Source organism: Herbaspirillum sp. NPDC087042 (genome assembly GCF_044745245.1).
In the GTDB taxonomy this organism is placed as follows: Bacteria; Pseudomonadota; Gammaproteobacteria; order Burkholderiales; family Burkholderiaceae_D; genus Herbaspirillum.
Genome location: NZ_JBIUZW010000007.1, coordinates 1 through 14,366 on the forward strand (window position 1 = coordinate 1; position 14,366 = coordinate 14,366).

15 protein-coding genes are annotated in these 14,366 nt (G+C 64.1%); 10 read left to right on the forward strand and 5 right to left on the reverse strand.

All coding sequences use genetic code 11. The annotated features are described in order from the left end of the window. The 5 genes from rpsI to erpA form a co-directional block, all read left to right on the forward strand. Positions 1-281, forward strand: a 281-nt coding sequence (rpsI, locus tag ACIPHN_RS11135) for a 30S ribosomal protein S9 (protein ID WP_400436095.1), incomplete at its 5' end; no start/stop codon positions are given. A gap of 298 nt (positions 282-579) precedes the next feature. Further along, entirely contained in the window at positions 580-1,617 is a 1,038-nt protein-coding gene (argC, locus tag ACIPHN_RS11140; RefSeq protein WP_400436097.1) for an N-acetyl-gamma-glutamyl-phosphate reductase, read from the forward strand. Between the two features lie 23 nt (positions 1,618-1,640). Next, complete coding sequence (locus ACIPHN_RS11145; protein WP_400436099.1) at positions 1,641-2,351, forward strand: DUF6776 family protein; 711 nt, start codon at positions 1,641-1,643, stop codon at positions 2,349-2,351. A 9-nt stretch (positions 2,352-2,360) separates the two neighbouring features. Then, positions 2,361-2,756: a polymer-forming cytoskeletal protein gene (locus tag ACIPHN_RS11150; protein WP_400436100.1), complete on the forward strand. Its 396-nt coding sequence runs from the start codon at positions 2,361-2,363 to the stop codon at positions 2,754-2,756. 73 nt (positions 2,757-2,829) lie between these two features. Further along, positions 2,830-3,195, forward strand: a complete 366-nt coding sequence (erpA, locus tag ACIPHN_RS11155; RefSeq protein ID WP_400436102.1) for an iron-sulfur cluster insertion protein ErpA — start codon at positions 2,830-2,832, stop codon at positions 3,193-3,195. A 150-nt stretch (positions 3,196-3,345) separates the two neighbouring features. Here erpA and hemL read toward each other — a convergent pair whose 3' ends face one another. Both hemL and ACIPHN_RS11165 read right to left on the reverse strand, forming a co-directional pair. After that, positions 3,346-4,629 carry a glutamate-1-semialdehyde 2,1-aminomutase gene (hemL, locus tag ACIPHN_RS11160; RefSeq protein ID WP_400436103.1) on the reverse strand — a complete coding sequence of 428 codons (1,284 nt, stop codon included), beginning with the start codon at positions 4,627-4,629 and terminating at the stop codon, positions 3,346-3,348. Positions 4,630-4,659: 30 nt separating this feature from the next. Continuing rightward, positions 4,660-5,508 carry a hydroxymethylpyrimidine/phosphomethylpyrimidine kinase gene (locus ACIPHN_RS11165; RefSeq protein ID WP_400436104.1) on the reverse strand — a complete coding sequence of 283 codons (849 nt, stop codon included), beginning with the start codon at positions 5,506-5,508 and terminating at the stop codon, positions 4,660-4,662. 104 nt (positions 5,509-5,612) lie between these two features. On the opposite strand from ACIPHN_RS11165, the gene ACIPHN_RS11170 reads away from it, so the two are divergent. The 4 genes from ACIPHN_RS11170 (at position 5,613) to ACIPHN_RS11185 (ending at position 11,102) form a co-directional block, all read left to right on the forward strand. After that, positions 5,613-5,765, forward strand: a complete 153-nt coding sequence (locus ACIPHN_RS11170; protein WP_006461975.1) for a rubredoxin — start codon at positions 5,613-5,615, stop codon at positions 5,763-5,765. A 318-nt stretch (positions 5,766-6,083) separates the two neighbouring features. Beyond that, positions 6,084-6,674 carry a chemotaxis protein CheW gene (locus ACIPHN_RS11175; protein WP_400436105.1) on the forward strand — a complete coding sequence of 197 codons (591 nt, stop codon included), beginning with the start codon at positions 6,084-6,086 and terminating at the stop codon, positions 6,672-6,674. A gap of 89 nt (positions 6,675-6,763) precedes the next feature. Next, positions 6,764-8,926, forward strand: coding sequence for a methyl-accepting chemotaxis protein (locus tag ACIPHN_RS11180; protein ID WP_400436106.1), 2,163 nt, complete (start codon positions 6,764-6,766; stop codon positions 8,924-8,926). A gap of 22 nt (positions 8,927-8,948) precedes the next feature. Beyond that, a complete protein-coding gene (locus ACIPHN_RS11185) occupies positions 8,949-11,102 on the forward strand; it encodes a chemotaxis protein CheA (RefSeq protein WP_400436107.1) in 2,154 nt (717 codons plus the stop codon). Positions 11,103-11,134: 32 nt separating this feature from the next. Here the strand turns inward: ACIPHN_RS11185 and ACIPHN_RS11190 are convergent, their stop codons facing one another. Next, positions 11,135-11,341 carry a hypothetical protein gene (locus tag ACIPHN_RS11190; RefSeq protein ID WP_400436109.1) on the reverse strand — a complete coding sequence of 69 codons (207 nt, stop codon included), beginning with the start codon at positions 11,339-11,341 and terminating at the stop codon, positions 11,135-11,137. A gap of 117 nt (positions 11,342-11,458) precedes the next feature. On the opposite strand from ACIPHN_RS11190, the gene ACIPHN_RS11195 reads away from it, so the two are divergent. After that, positions 11,459-12,379 (forward strand): LysR family transcriptional regulator, encoded by a 921-nt coding sequence (locus ACIPHN_RS11195; protein ID WP_400436111.1) that lies wholly within the window; start codon positions 11,459-11,461, stop codon positions 12,377-12,379. Positions 12,380-12,410: 31 nt separating this feature from the next. Here ACIPHN_RS11195 and ACIPHN_RS11200 read toward each other — a convergent pair whose 3' ends face one another. Continuing rightward, entirely contained in the window at positions 12,411-13,268 is an 858-nt protein-coding gene (locus ACIPHN_RS11200; protein ID WP_400436112.1) for a sulfurtransferase, read from the reverse strand. Positions 13,269-13,311: 43 nt separating this feature from the next. Then, on the reverse strand, positions 13,312-14,229 hold the full coding sequence (locus ACIPHN_RS11205; RefSeq protein ID WP_400436114.1) for a DMT family transporter: 918 nt from the start codon (positions 14,227-14,229) through the stop codon (positions 13,312-13,314). Positions 14,230-14,366: the final 137 nt, after the last annotated feature.

Below are 14,366 nucleotides of genomic sequence, written 5' to 3' on the forward strand. Positions count from 1 at the left end.
ACTTCTCCCGTGAAACCGGCCTGATGGTGATCCGTCAGGCGCTGGAACTGACCGGCAACGTCGAACGTTTCGACATCAAGGTGAACGTCCACGGTGGCGGCGAATCCGGCCAGGCCGGCGCTGTTCGCCACGGCATCACCCGCGCCCTGATCGACTACGACGCTGGCCTGAAGTCGGCTCTGTCGAACGCAGGCTTCGTCACTCGTGACGCGCGTGAAGTCGAACGTAAGAAGGTTGGTCTGCGCAAGGCACGTCGCGCAAAGCAATTCTCGAAGCGTTAATCGCCTCTTGTATTACGGAAAGCCGTCGGCACTCGTGCCGGCGGCTTTTTGCTTTTCCGGCATGGCCGGAATCGTCGGCATCGGCCTGTCCTGCGCCCCGGGAGTCACGCGCCCCCTGGTTTGACCGGCTTGCCTGGCGAGGCCTTTTTTGGGCCGAATCTCGAAATACTTCCCGAAGGGAAATCAGCGGGAAATATTCTCCTGCTAGAATGAAAAGCTTTCCAGCGTGCCCGGCACGCGCGTCAGGCGCTTGGTCGCCACGGCGTATTTTCTTCGCCTTTTTTCGCAAGGACCAGACATGATCAAGGTAGGTATCGTTGGCGGAACCGGTTACACCGGCGTCGAATTGCTGCGTATTTTCGCCACTCACCCCGAAGCCCGGGTGCAGGCGGTGACCTCGCGCAAGGAAGATGGCATGCCCGTGGCCGAGATGTATCCGTCCCTGCGCGGCCGTGTGGACGTGGCCTTCTCCTCGCCCGACAAGGCCAAGCTGACCGAATGCGACGTGGTCTTCTTCGCCACCCCGCACGGCGTGGCCATGGCCCAGGCGCCCGAGCTGCTGGCTGCCGGCGTGAAGGTGATCGACCTGGCGGCCGACTTCCGCATGCAGGACGTGGCCGCCTTCGAGAAGTGGTACAAGCTGCCGCACAGCTGCACCGACCTGTTGAAGGAAGCCGCCTACGGCCTGCCCGAACTGAACCGCGATGCCATCCGCAAGGCGCGCCTGGTGGGCAATCCGGGCTGCTATCCGACCACCATGCAGCTGGGCTTCGCGCCGCTGCTCAAGGCCGGTGTGATCGATGCCTCGCACCTGATCGCCGATTGCAAGTCGGGCGTCTCCGGCGCCGGTCGCAAGGCCGAGCTGAGCCTGCTGTTCTCGGAAGCCTCCGACAACTTCAAGGCCTATGGCGTGTCGGGTCACCGTCATTTGCCCGAGACCATCGAGCGTCTCTCGCACCTCACCAGCGACAAGGTCGGCCTGCTGTTCACGCCGCACCTGGTGCCGATGATCCGCGGCATGCATTCCACGCTGTATGCGCGCCTGAGCAAGGATATCGACAACGCCGCCCTGCAGGCCCTGTTCGAGGATGCCTACAAGGATGAGCCCTTCGTCGACGTGCTGCCCTTCGGCGCGCACCCCGAAACCCGCACCACGCGCGCTTCCAACATGCTGCGCCTGGCCGTGCATCGCCCGGACAACGGCGACACCGTGGTGGTGCTGGTGGTCCAGGACAACCTGGTCAAGGGCGCTTCCGGCCAGGCGGTGCAGTGCATGAACCTGATGTTCGGACTGGATGAGACCACCGGTCTGCAGCAAGTGCCGGTCCTGCCGTGAAGTACCGTCTATGGCGTCGGCGCATGAGCATTTCAGCGCCGAAGATGACCATCAAGCGCCACTTGCCCTGGCCGGTGATGGCATTGCTGTGGGCGCTGGTCATCGCAGTGGGGGCGTCGGCGGCGGTCTGGACCTACAAGCTGGGTCGCAACCATCTGCCCGGCCTGGAGGTTTCCGGCGATGCCGGGGAACAGATGGACCAGCTCAGCGAGCAGGTCCGGAAGCTGACCACTGAAAACGAGCGCTTGCAATCGGCCTCCAGTGCGTCGCAGAATGAGCTGAAGATTGCCCAGACGGCACAGGCCCAGCTGGCCTCGCAGGTCAAGAATCTGGAGGCGGAAAACAACCGCCAGAAGGAAGACCTGGCCTTCTTCGACAGCCTGTTGCCGACCAACCTGGGGGCGCCTGGCATCACCATCCAGCGCTTCAAGGCCGAACAGGCGGCGCCCGACCAGCTGCGCTATCGCGTGCTGGTCATGCAGGGTGGTGGTGGAACGCAGCAATTTGCAGGAAACCTACAACTTAGTGTCAATATTATCCAGGGTGGCAAGAGTGCTATCCTTAACTTTCCGGAAGGCAATGCAGCCGATCAGGCTCGCTACCGACTCGCATTCAAGTATTACCAGCGGGTAGAAGGCTTGCTCAATATTCCGGAGGGGGCGACCATCAAGTCGGTTGCTGTCCGTGTTCTCGACCGCGGCCAGGTTCGCGCCCAGCAGTCGGTAGATCTGTGAGGTGATTCCATGTTTACACGCAAGACCAAGAGTACGATCGACAGCCTGATCGGCATGTCCACCAGCATCAAGGGCGATGTTGGCTTCAAGGGGGGCCTGCGCATCGATGGCAGCATCAATGGCAATATCAACGCCGAAAGCGGTCAGCCCAGCGTGCTGGTCATTTCCGAGCATGCCAAGGTGGTCGGCGAGGTGCACGCGGCCCACCTGATCGTCAACGGCGAGATCATCGGTGACGTCCATTCCACCGAACTGCTCGAGCTGCAACCCAAGGCTCGCATTACCGGCAACGTCTTCTACAAGGCGCTGGAGATGCATGGCGGCGCGCTGGTGTCCGGCAAGCTCAGCCATGACCAGGCCGGGGAGACCCCGGTGCTGAAGCTGGCGGCATCATCGGAAGCATGAATTTGCGCAAGCGCTTATAATTGATCCATCGATCAGACGTATTGATCCGCCTCAAGCCAAGCAGGAGCCCGAAATGAATGCCGTAGCCGAACTGCAACAAACCGATATGCCCGCCCCGATCAACTTCAGCGACAGCGCAGCCGCCAAGGTGGCCCAGCTGATCGAGGAAGAAGGCAATCCCGACCTGAAACTGCGCGTGTTCGTGCAGGGTGGTGGTTGCTCGGGTTTCCAGTATGGTTTCACCTTCGATGAAATCGTCAACGAAGACGACACCACCATGAGCAAGAACGGTGTCCAGCTGCTGATCGACTCCATGAGCTACCAGTACCTGGTGGGCGCCGAGATCGACTACAAGGATGACCTGGAAGGTGCGCAATTCGTCATCAAGAACCCGAACGCTTCCACGACCTGCGGTTGCGGCTCGTCGTTCTCGGTGTAATCGAGTCGTACTGGCCTCTTGTGGCGCGGCGCAGGCCGCGCGGCAGGGCAAGCAAGAGACCGCAAAAGACAGCAAGATAAAAAAAGGACGCCCAGGCGTCCTTTTTTCATGCCCGTGCGGGGCCTGCCCGCACGTTGCCTTTAGCGGCGTTCAGCCGAGTTCGGCGAAGGCCTTGGCGGCGGCCGCGATGGTTTCCTCGATGATGGCATCGCTGTGCTGGGCCGACACGAAACCGGCCTCGAAGGCCGACGGCGCGAAATACACGCCCGCATCCAGCATCTTGTGGAAGAAGCGGTTGAAGCGCTCCTTGTCCCCCTTCATGACTTCGGCATAGCTGGTCGGCACGGCCTGGTCGAAATACAGACCGAACATGCCGCCAATGGCGTCAGCCGCAAAGCTGACGCCGGCCGCCTTGGCGGCAGCGGCCAGGCCATCGGCCAGCTTGCGGGTCTGGCGGCCCAGGCTGGTGTAGAAGTCCGGCTGCTGGATGATCTTCAGCGTGGCCATGCCTGCGGCCACCGTGACCGGGTTGCCCGACAGCGTGCCGGCCTGGTAGACGCCACCCAGCGGTGCGAGGTGCTTCATCACCTCGGCACGGCCGCCGAAGGCCGCCACCGGCAGGCCACCGCCGATCACCTTGCCCAGCGCGGTCAGGTCTGGGACGATGCCATTCAATTCCTGGGCACCACCACGGGCCACGCGGAAGCCCGACATCACTTCGTCGAAGATCAGGATGGCGCCGTACTCGGTACATAGGCGACGCATGGTGCGCAGGAACTCATCGGAGGCGCGCACCAGGTTCATGTTGCCGGCCACCGGTTCCACGATCACGCAGGCGATCTCATTGCCGGAGGCCTTGAAGACTTCTTCCAGCTGGGCGGCATTGTTGTAGTCCAGCACCAGCGTGTGCTTGGCGAAGTCTTCCGGCACGCCGGCCGAGGTCGGGTTGCCGAAGGTCAGCAAGCCGCTGCCGGCCTTGACCAGCAGGGAATCGGCGTGGCCGTGGTAGCAGCCTTCGAACTTGATGATCTTGTCACGGCCGGTGGCGCCGCGCGCCAGGCGCAGCGCGCTCATGGTGGCTTCGGTGCCGGACGAGACCAGGCGGATCTGCTCGATGGAGGGCACCAGCTTGATGATCTCCTCGGCCATCTCGATCTCGGCCTCGGTCGGGGCGCCGAAGGACAAGCCGCGTGCCGCCGCCTGCTGCACGGCCTTGACCACTTCCGGGTGGGCGTGACCGACGATGGCGGGGCCCCAGGAGCCGATGTAGTCGATGTAGCGCTTGCCCTCGGCATCCCAGAACCAGGGGCCTTCGGCGCGTTCGATGAAGCGGGGCGTGCCGCCTACCGAGCGGAAGGCGCGTACCGGGGAATTGACACCACCCGGCGTGCTTTGTTGGGCGCGGGCGAAGAGCGAAGCATTGGTCTTGGTCATGGGCTGCGAAGGAAGAAATCCAGTATCGGTTCAGTTGAGGGAAGGGGGCGCGTCCAGATCCCGGGGATCTTCGGACTCGCGCGCCCAGAAATAGCGGTCAGGTACCAGTTTGCCCATGCCGAAGCGCTGGGCATTGGCCAGCGCTGCAAGCGTGAACTCCTGCGCTTCGGAGGCCGCCAGCGGCACCTCCAGGCCATTGGCCAGCATGGCCGTCATGGCGGCCGAGAGGGTCGTGCCTGCACCGACGAAGGAGCCGGGCAGGCGCTGCCAGGCGTCCTGGCGCACCAGGCCGGATTCATCGAAGAGCGAATTGGCGATTTCCTGTAGATCGGTCTGGGTATTGGTCACCAGCAGGTATTCGCATCCCATCTCGATGATGCGCATGGCGTCCAGCATCAGGGTGTCGCCTGGCACCGGTTCGCGCCAGGTCTCGGCCAGCCGTGTCAGCTCGCCCGCCGAGGCGACCAGTACGGTGGCTTGCGGAATGAGCAGTTCGCGGATGGCGATCAGGCGGTCGTCTTCGTCCTCCTGGTTGGCCAGGGCGCTGGTGAAGGGATCCAGGATCAGCGGCACGTCCGGGTAATCGGAGACGATCTCGGCGATCACCGAGATATTTTCGATGCTGCCGACGGCGCCCACCTTGAAGGCGGCGATCGCCATGTCTTCCAGGATCACGCGTGCCTGGTCGGCCACCCAGTCCACGTCGACGATCTGGACGTCTTCCACACGGGCGGTGTCGCCGATGAGCAGGGCGGTCACGACCGACAAGCCATGGCAGCCCATGGCTGCATAGGTAGCCAGATCGGCCTGGATGCCGGTGGCGCCGACCGGGTCGGCGGCGCCGAAGCTCAGGATGAGAGGAGGAGTTTGGTTTTGCACGTCGAGTAGATTAAGATAGCTGACTTAGCATTTTACTTGATTGATTTTAGGGATTGTCAGCCGTGACCGATAGCAAAAGCAGCCAAACCGAATTCAAAACCTGGATGTGCCTGATCTGTGGTTGGATCTATGACGAGGAAGCAGGCCTGCCGGAAGAAGGCATCGCGCCCGGTACCCGCTGGGACGATGTACCCATCAACTGGACCTGTCCGGAATGTGGTGCCCGTAAAGAAGACTTTGAAATGGTCGCGATCTGAGTGGCTGTTGATTTTCCTGCCAGGTGAGAAGCCTGGCCTCCGCAAGTCCCGATGGCGCTTCCCCGTTTTTTCTCGGGAGCGCCATGCCTCCCCCTCTTTTCCCGAAATCCAGTATTTGATCTATATCAAATGCAGCGCATTTCGTCGCATTTCTCCATCACTTCAGGATTGCAGCCGGTCAAAGTGCTTGCCCGAAGGAAATTTCACGGCGTTTCTGAGTAAAATCGAGGCTTGTCTGCGTCGGTCAGGTCACGCCCGTACATCGGGGTCGACCGAATGCGAGCCGATGTTGTCATTTTTCTGTTCCAAGAGCCAGGCATGTCCCAATTGAAGGATTTCGTGATCGACGCGCAGCATTCCGGTCTGGGCGACACGCTGCGCATGCCTGCCGGCGAGGACTTGCAGGCTTTTCAGGCCTCGCTGCTGGCGCGCATGGCCGCCCGTGCCGCCGATAGCCTGCCGGGACGCCGCCTGGCCGTCTGCATCGGCGCGCATGCCTGCCTGATCGCGCTGGACCAGGCCGGCGAGATCCTGCCCTTGCGCCAGCAGCAGCTCACCCACGTACCGTCGACCCGCCCCTGGTTCCGTGGCCTGCTCAACATCCGTGGCAACCTGATCGGCGTGGCCGATCTGGCCGCCATGGCCGGGGCAGCCCTGCTGCCGGCCGGCTCCGACAGCCATGTGCTGGTGATGGCATCCAGTCTGGTCCCGCAATGCGGCCTGCTGGTGTCGCAGGTACATGGGTTGCGGGATATCTCAGAAATGTCACGAATCTCGAACAACGACGAGATTGAAAATGATTTGCATGGGGTAATCGGGCGTTATAAAGACAAGGGCGGCATGGTCTGGGCGGAGCTGGACCTGGCGCGCCTGAGCCAGGATCCGGAATTCCTGCAGGTCGGGCGCTAGCCGCCGGCACCAGGGGGCGCAGCGGATCTCGCCAGACAGATCGGCCATATCTGCTCCAGAAAAAGAGAAGAGGGATGGGAACATCGGGAATGCAATCGCGCTTGACGCCGCTATCGAAGAAGGCCTACCCGGCTGCGGCCCAGGTGCGCGTACGCCGCATGCGGCTGCCTTACCTCAACCGTTTTTCCCTGCGCACCCAGACGCGGCTCCTGCTGGCGCTGCTGTCCTTGTCCCTGACGGCGCTGTTCCTGTTCCTCTGGCTGGGATCGCGCATCTACATCCTGGCCACCTTGCAGACCAATCTTGCCTCCGACCTGGTGATGCATTCGCAGCGTATCGGCAAGGCCGTGCCCAATGCCATCCAGGGCAATCCCGAGGCGTTCGTCCAGTTGTCCCAGAGTCGTAACGAGTTCAACCGCGACCTGTTGCTGCTGACCTCGGGCGGTGCCTATCAGGGCAATACCATCGAACCCGCGGATGCCGCCATCAAACCGGCGCTGGAAAATGTGGCGCGGCTGTGGCGCCGCACCGACCAGGCAGCCGACACCATCTTGCGGCTGGAAAAGGAGCTGACCGGTTTCGGTACCACCCTGCGGCAGTTGAACCAGTTGCTGCCGCTGATGCTGGACCTGAGCGAGCAGATCGCCATGCTGCAATCCCAGGGCCGGCCTACCCCGCACGAAATGACGGCCGCCAGCCAGCTGGTGATGCTGAGCCTGCGCCTGGGGCGCAGCTCCAACGAATTCCTGACCTCCGAGGGCGTCAATCCGGAAACCGCCTTCATGCTGGGCAAGGACATCACGGCCTTTGGCGACCTGTTGACCAGCCTGCTCAAGGGCAATGAGATGCTGCGCCTGCGTGCGGTCACCGACGCGGACATGCGCGAGAAGCTGCAGCGACTGGAGGTGGTGTTCGGCAAATACCAGCCGCAGGTGGCCGGCATCCTGGGCAACCTGCAGAATTTCATCGCCGCCAAGCAATCCGAGCAACTGGTCTTTGTCGAGAACGAGACCTTGAAGCGCAACCTGACCAAATTGCAGGAGCATTACCGCATCGCCCTCAAATCGCGCTCCTGGACCTTCTGGGCCATGCTGGCGACGATGATTACGGCCCTGCTCAGCGCCATCGGCATCGCCCTGGTGCAATTGCAGGCCAGTCGCGACAATGCCGCCGCCGCCGAGGAGCGTCAGCGGCTGGCGGAGTTGCAGCGCCAGCTGGCGCAGCAGGAGGAAGAGAAGGCCATGCGCGTCAATCACCTGACCCAGACCGCCATCCTGCGCCTGATGAATGAGTTGCAGAAGGTCGCCGATGGCGACCTGACGGTCCGTACCACGGTCTCCGACGACATCACCGGCGCCATCGCCGATTCGGTCAACTACACCGTCGAAGCCCTGCGCGCGCTGGTGGAGCAGGTGACCCAGATGGCCTCCAAGGTGGCGATCAGTTCCGAACAAGTGCGCGGCACCACGACCGAGCTGGGTGCGGCCGCGCAAGCGCAGGCCCGGCGCATCCAGCACATTGCCCAGTCGATGCTGGAGATGTCCGGGCAGATCACCGGCGTATCGGTATCGGCCGATGAATCCGCCGAGGTGGCCCGGCATTCCGTGGTGGTGGCCGAGCGGGGCGCACGGGCGGTGGAAGAGGCGGTCAAGGCCATGGATGGCATCGGCCAGCAGATCCGCGAAACCTCCGGTCGCATCACCCGGCTGGGGCAATCCTCGCAGATGATCGGCGAGATCACCGAGCTCATCTCCGACATTACCGAGCGTACCAATGTGCTGGCCCTGAATGCCGCCATCCAGGCAGCGTCGGCCGGCGAGGCCGGACGCGGATTTTCGGTGGTGGCCGAGGAGGTCCAGCACCTGGCCGAACGCTCCAGCGCCGCCACCCGCGAGATCGGCGCCCTGGTCCGCATGATCCAGGCCGATACCCGCGACGTGGTGGTGGCCATGGAGCGATCGACCGCCGGCGTCACCGATGGCGCCGTGCTCTCGGATGCCGCCGGCAACGCGCTGGCCGATATCCGCAGGGTCTCCGACAAGCTGGCCGAGCTGATCGGGGGCATGGCCGTGTCCACGCGTGAACAGGCGGTCTCGGCGGGTGGAGTGGCCCGGCAGATCCAGGGCATCCTGACCGAAAACGACATCATCGAGCAAAGTCGCGAACAGGTCTCGGCGCTCTACGAAGAACTGTGGGGCGCGGCCCAGCAACTGGAAAGTTCGGTCTCGCGCTTCCGTGTAACGGTCTCCTGAGTTCGCCCCGGCAAGGCAAGCGATGAATCTCCCTGTCTCCATCAATCCCGCGCTCCAGGCAGACCCGTTCTCTCCCTCCCTGCAGGACACCGTGCGCCCCCTGCTGAAGATCGTGCGGCAGCAGGGCAGCAGCTGGCGCGCCCGGGTCGAGAGCGGCTTGCGCTGCGCGGCACCGGCCTTGTACCTGCGTTCGCTGGTGGCCGTGCGTGACTATGCCCGCAGTGTCCACGCCCGGCAGCTGGAAGACGCCAGCAGCGCGATGGTGCAGCAACTGGAGCAATTGCAGGAGAACGATGCCGGCATCGATGCCGGCGAGCTCGATATGCTGGAGCAGGCCGTTGCCGCCATCGTCCTCATGGTCGAGCAAGGCGGCGCACCTGCCCGGTCGGCGCTGGTGTCGACGACGGTCACCGACGACTCCGCGCAATCGGTGCAATCGGCGCAGGACCTGCTCGATACCGGCCTGCTGCCGGTCTTCCTGGAAGAGGCGCAGGAGCTCATGGACAGCATCGGCGATGGCTTGCAGGCGGCCAGGCAGGGGCGTCCCGATCCGCTTGCCCTGGATGCCCTGGCGCGTCCGCTGCACACGCTCAAGGGCAGCGCCCGCATGGTGGGCGCCTTGCGCCTGAGCCATTGCCTGCACGAGATGGAAAGCGTCTTGCGGCACCGGTCACCGCATCGGGATGGCGGTGTCGACATGGCCGCCCTGCATGCGCTGTATGGGCAAGCCCAGGATCACTTTGTCGCGCTGGAGCAGCGGGTGGCATTGGACGCCGTGCCCCGCGAGGGCGCAACGCCATCGCGCGGACCGGTGATCAGGATCAAGACCAGCGTACTGGACAGGTTGCTCAATCAGGTCGGCGAGGTGGCGATCTCCCGCTCGCATCTGGAGAATGAGGTGGCGGCCTTGCAGCGTGATTCCCGCGCCTTGGGCGAACACCTCGCAACGCTGGCGCAGCAACTGCGGCAGTTGCAGGCTACCCCATGGCGGACCAGTGGCGGCCACGACGACGAGGCCGCGCAGCAAGGTCTGGCGCAGACCCTGGGGGCTTACCTCGACGAAGTCGGCATGTGTCACCGGCAACTGCAGCTCACCGTCGGCAAGACCCGTGAGGGTCTGCGCCAGCAGGCCCGCTATACGCGTGACCTGCAACAGGAGCTGATGTCGGCGCGCATGGTCAGGTTCGACAGCATCCGGGTGCGCCTGCAGCATCTGGTGCGACAGGTCGCCGTCGATGCCGGCAAGCCCTTGCAATTGAACCTCGCCGATGGTGGCCTGCAGATAGACCGCGCCATCCTGGAACGACTCATGGGGCCGCTGGAGCATCTCCTGCGCAACGCTGCGGTGCACGGCATCGAAGGCCGGTCCGAGCGCCTGGCTGCCGGCAAGCAGGAGAGCGGTCAGTTAAGCGTGCAGGCACGCCACGAAGGCAACGAAGCCGTGATCCGCATCAGCGACGACGGTCGTGGGCTGGATCTCGAATCGATCCGCCGCAAGGCCTTGCAACTGGGCTTGCCGGGTGCGGCCAGCGCTACCGAAGCGCGTCTTGCCGAACTGATCTTTGCACCGGGACTGAGCACGTCGCCGCAACTGTCGGCCCTGGCCGGGCGCGGCATCGGCATGGATGTGGTGCGCGCCGAAGTGGCCGCCCTGGGGGGCTGGATGACCGTGCATTCACAGCCCGGGCAGGGCGTGACGCTGACGCTTTTCCTGCCGCTGTCGCTGGCGGTCCAGCATGTCTGCCTGCTGCGGCACGGACAGCAGCACTATGCGATTCCTTCCATGCTCATCGACAGCGTCCAGCAGTTGCGTGGCGAGCAGGCTGCGCAGGCGCTGATGCAAGGTACGCTGAGCCTTCATGGCCGTACGCTGGCGCTGCATCCACTGCATGCGCTGCTGGACGAGCCGGCGGTCGCCGCACCGTCGGCAATGGCATCGTCGGTCTATGCATTGCTCATCAAGAGTGGCGAGGAGCGCATGGCCATCATGGTCGATCATGTCAGCGGCAATCGCGAGGTGGTGGTCAAGCCGGTCGGCCCACAGCTGGCCTCGCTGGCCGGCGTGGTGGGGGCCACCCTGCTGGGCGATGGACAGATCGTCCTGATCCTCAATCCGCTCTTGCTGGCCGGTGCCTGCCGCCCGGAGAGCATGACCGCAGTGGCGGGCGTACAATAGCGCGCTCCGGCCTGCGTCCTGAGCTTGGGCGCTCAGCGGCAGCGCCGCTTGCGTCTGGGACGTCCCGACGCCGGACCGGTGTGCAGCGGTTCGTCACGCCAGTCCCCGGCAGCGTCAGCGGCCGCGACGGGCGGTACGGCGGGCTGCTTTCGCAGCACCCAGCGCATGCCGATGCTGCCGACGAAACCGAGCAGGCCAAGCAATAACAGGAAGTCTTCAAGCACGATCCATCCTTTCATCGAGCCGCGCCCGGGATGGGCATGGGGGATGGCGTCAATGTAGGCTGGCAGGACGCGCGGCGCCAATATCAAATCAGGCTGCGCACCATCTCAAAACGATATGGCAGGGGAGACGACATGATTTCCATCCGGCAGTTGCGCTACTTCGTCGAGATCGTCGAAGCGCGCGGCTATACCCGCGCCGCGGAGCGACTGTTCATCGCACAGTCGGCGCTGAGTCGCCAGGTCAAGGAGCTGGAGGCGGTGCTGGATGTGGTGCTGCTCAAGCGCGAGGCCAAGCATTTCGAGCTGACCCAGGCCGGTCAGGATTTCTACGAACGCAGTCGCAAGATCCTGCTCGACCTCGATCGTGCCGTGGCGCAGGCGCGCACCATCGGCAAGGGCGAGCATGGCGAGCTGCGCCTGCTGCATTCCAGTTCGGTGCCGTTGTCGGCGCCATTGGGGCCGACGCTCAACGAGGCACTCAAGGCCTTCCCCGGCATCTCGCTGGAAATCTCGCAAGCCCCCTCCGAGTACCAGGCGCGCGAGATCGTGGAAGGCAGTGCCGATATCGGCCTGGCACGCCTGCCCATCCTGCGCGCCAATCCCAACCTGGAATCCACCGTGCTCTATCGCGAGCGTCTGGTGGCCGCGGTACCGGCCAATCATCACCTGGCACAACGTCAGGAGGTCGAGATCGCCGAGTTGCGTGATGAGTTCTTCGTGACGGTGCCGCATCGCGATCGCGGCGGCTTGAGTTACCTGGTGGCCGAGCGCTGCATCGCGCATGGTTTCTACCCGCGCGTGGCGCGGGCCACTTCGCGCAAGAACTCGCTGCTGAGCCTGGTCAATGCCGGCTTCGGTATCGCCGTGGTGCCGCAGAGCATGGCCAGTATTTCGCTGTCGGCCGGCGTCAGTTTCCCGGCCCTGAAGGATGCCGACTTCCAGTCGGAAGTGGCGCTGCTGCGGCGGCGCGATGCGCCGGCCATGGTGCAGCAGTTCGTCGAGACTTTCATCGCCCGCCTGCGTGAGGCGGGCTTGTCGGCGCCGGCGCAGTAAGGCGGCGCCGTGCCGAACTGTGTGGCGGACGTCAGTTGCCTGTCGCCACCGGACGGGCCGGGTCCGAACTCCATTCGCTCCACGAACCCGGATAGAGGCTGGCACCTGCCAGTCCCGCCACTTCCAGTGCCAGCAGGTTGTGGCAGGCGGTCACGCCGGAGCCGCACTGCATGACGGCCGCCTGGGGATCGCCCACTACCGTGAGCCATTCCTGGCGCAGTTGCGTGGCATCCTTGAAGCGGCCATCGGCTTGCAGGTTGTCCTTGAAGAAGCGGTTCTTCGCGCCGGGGATATGGCCGCCGACTGCATCCATCGTCTCGTTCTCGCCGCGGAAGCGGTCCGGTGCGCGCGCATCGACCACCTGCAGCGTCGGGGTCGACAGGTTCGCCAGCAGGGCCTGTACATCCACGCTCTTGACCAGCGCGGACAGGTCCTGGAGATTGCCCGGTGTCGCCGCCGGTGGAAGCTCCGTGCTCAGCGGCTCGCCCAGTCCCTGCCAGGCCGCCACACCACCGTCGAGCACCGCCACGTCAGCGTGGCCGATCCAGCGCAGCATCCACCACAGACGCGCAGCGTACATGCCGCCGTGGCCGTCATAGGCCACGACCTGGGTGTCGTTGCTGATGCCCAGCGCGCGCATGGCCTGCACGAACTGCTGGCGATCGGGCAGCGGATGGCGGCCATGGAAGCGGCCGCTGGCATCGGTTTTGGGGCCCGACAACAGTTCATCGAGATGGACAAAGCGTGCCAGCGGCAGGTGGCCGGCGGCATAGGCATCGCGCCCGGCGTTCGGGTTGACCAGGTCATGGCGGCAATCGACGATGACCAGGTTCAGGTACTGCGCGCGCGCCTTGAGTTCGGTGGCGCTGATCAGGGTTTGGTAGATCATGCTGTTCTCCTTGTAGGTATCTATGGGGTGTCGGGGCGCTGTCTCAGACCTCGGTGGCGATGGGATCGACCTTGGGCAGGTTCTTGGCTGCGCTCTGGCTGCGTCGCTGGTTGTGATAGGTCGCCAGGATGCCACTGGCCAGGATGATCGCGATGCCCAGCCAGCCGACCCAGCCCGGCGCGTCATTCCAGATGAGCACCCCGAACAGGCTGGAGAAGACGATGCCCGTGTATTGCAGGTTGGCCGTCACCAGGGTATTGCCGAGCCGGTAGGCGCGCGTCATGGCGATCTGCGCCGTGGTCGCGGTCAAGCCTATCATGATCACCAGCAGCGCGCCCTGCCAGGAGTGACCGTGCCAGAGGGGGATCTTGCCGGCGGCGACATTGCCCGCCAGTCCGGCCACCACACCGGTCAGGGAAAAGTAGAACACCACGCGGTATTCGGGTTCCCCCAGCAGGCCCAGCTTGCGCACCTGCAGGTAGACCATCGCCGAGAGCACCCCCGACACCAGCGCGATGGCACCGCCCAGCAACTGCTCGCCATTGAGCGAAGGGCGCATCAACAGGGCCACGCCGATGAAACTGAGCAGCACCGTGCCGGCCAGGCCCCATTCGAACTTCTTGTTGCCCTGCCACCAGCCGGCGGCAAAGAGCATGGCTGCAATCCAGATCGAGGACATGTAGTTCAGCGTGGTGGCGGTGGCGACCGGCAAGAGGCTGAACGAATAGAACCACATCCACAGCGAGATCACGCCGATGCTGCCACGGATGAGGTGGTCACGCGGGAAGGGGGTGCGGAAGGTGCCGCCACGCAGGCGTACCAGGGTGGCGATGACGGAGATCCCGATCAGGCCGCGACAGAGCACGATCTCGGCGGTCGTGTAGTAGTCGCTGGCCAGCTTGACACAGACGCCCATGATGGAAAAGAGGAATGAGGCGACGAGCATCCAGAGCGATTGCATGGCAGTGGTGGAGTGAGGAGAGTGGAGGGAGGAAGAAAGAGCGGGAGCACAAATGCACAACGGCAGCACCGGGAAAACCCGGTGCTGCCGTTGGTGTTGTTGCTGCTACTGCCAGGCCGCCGCGCCGCAAGCAAGGG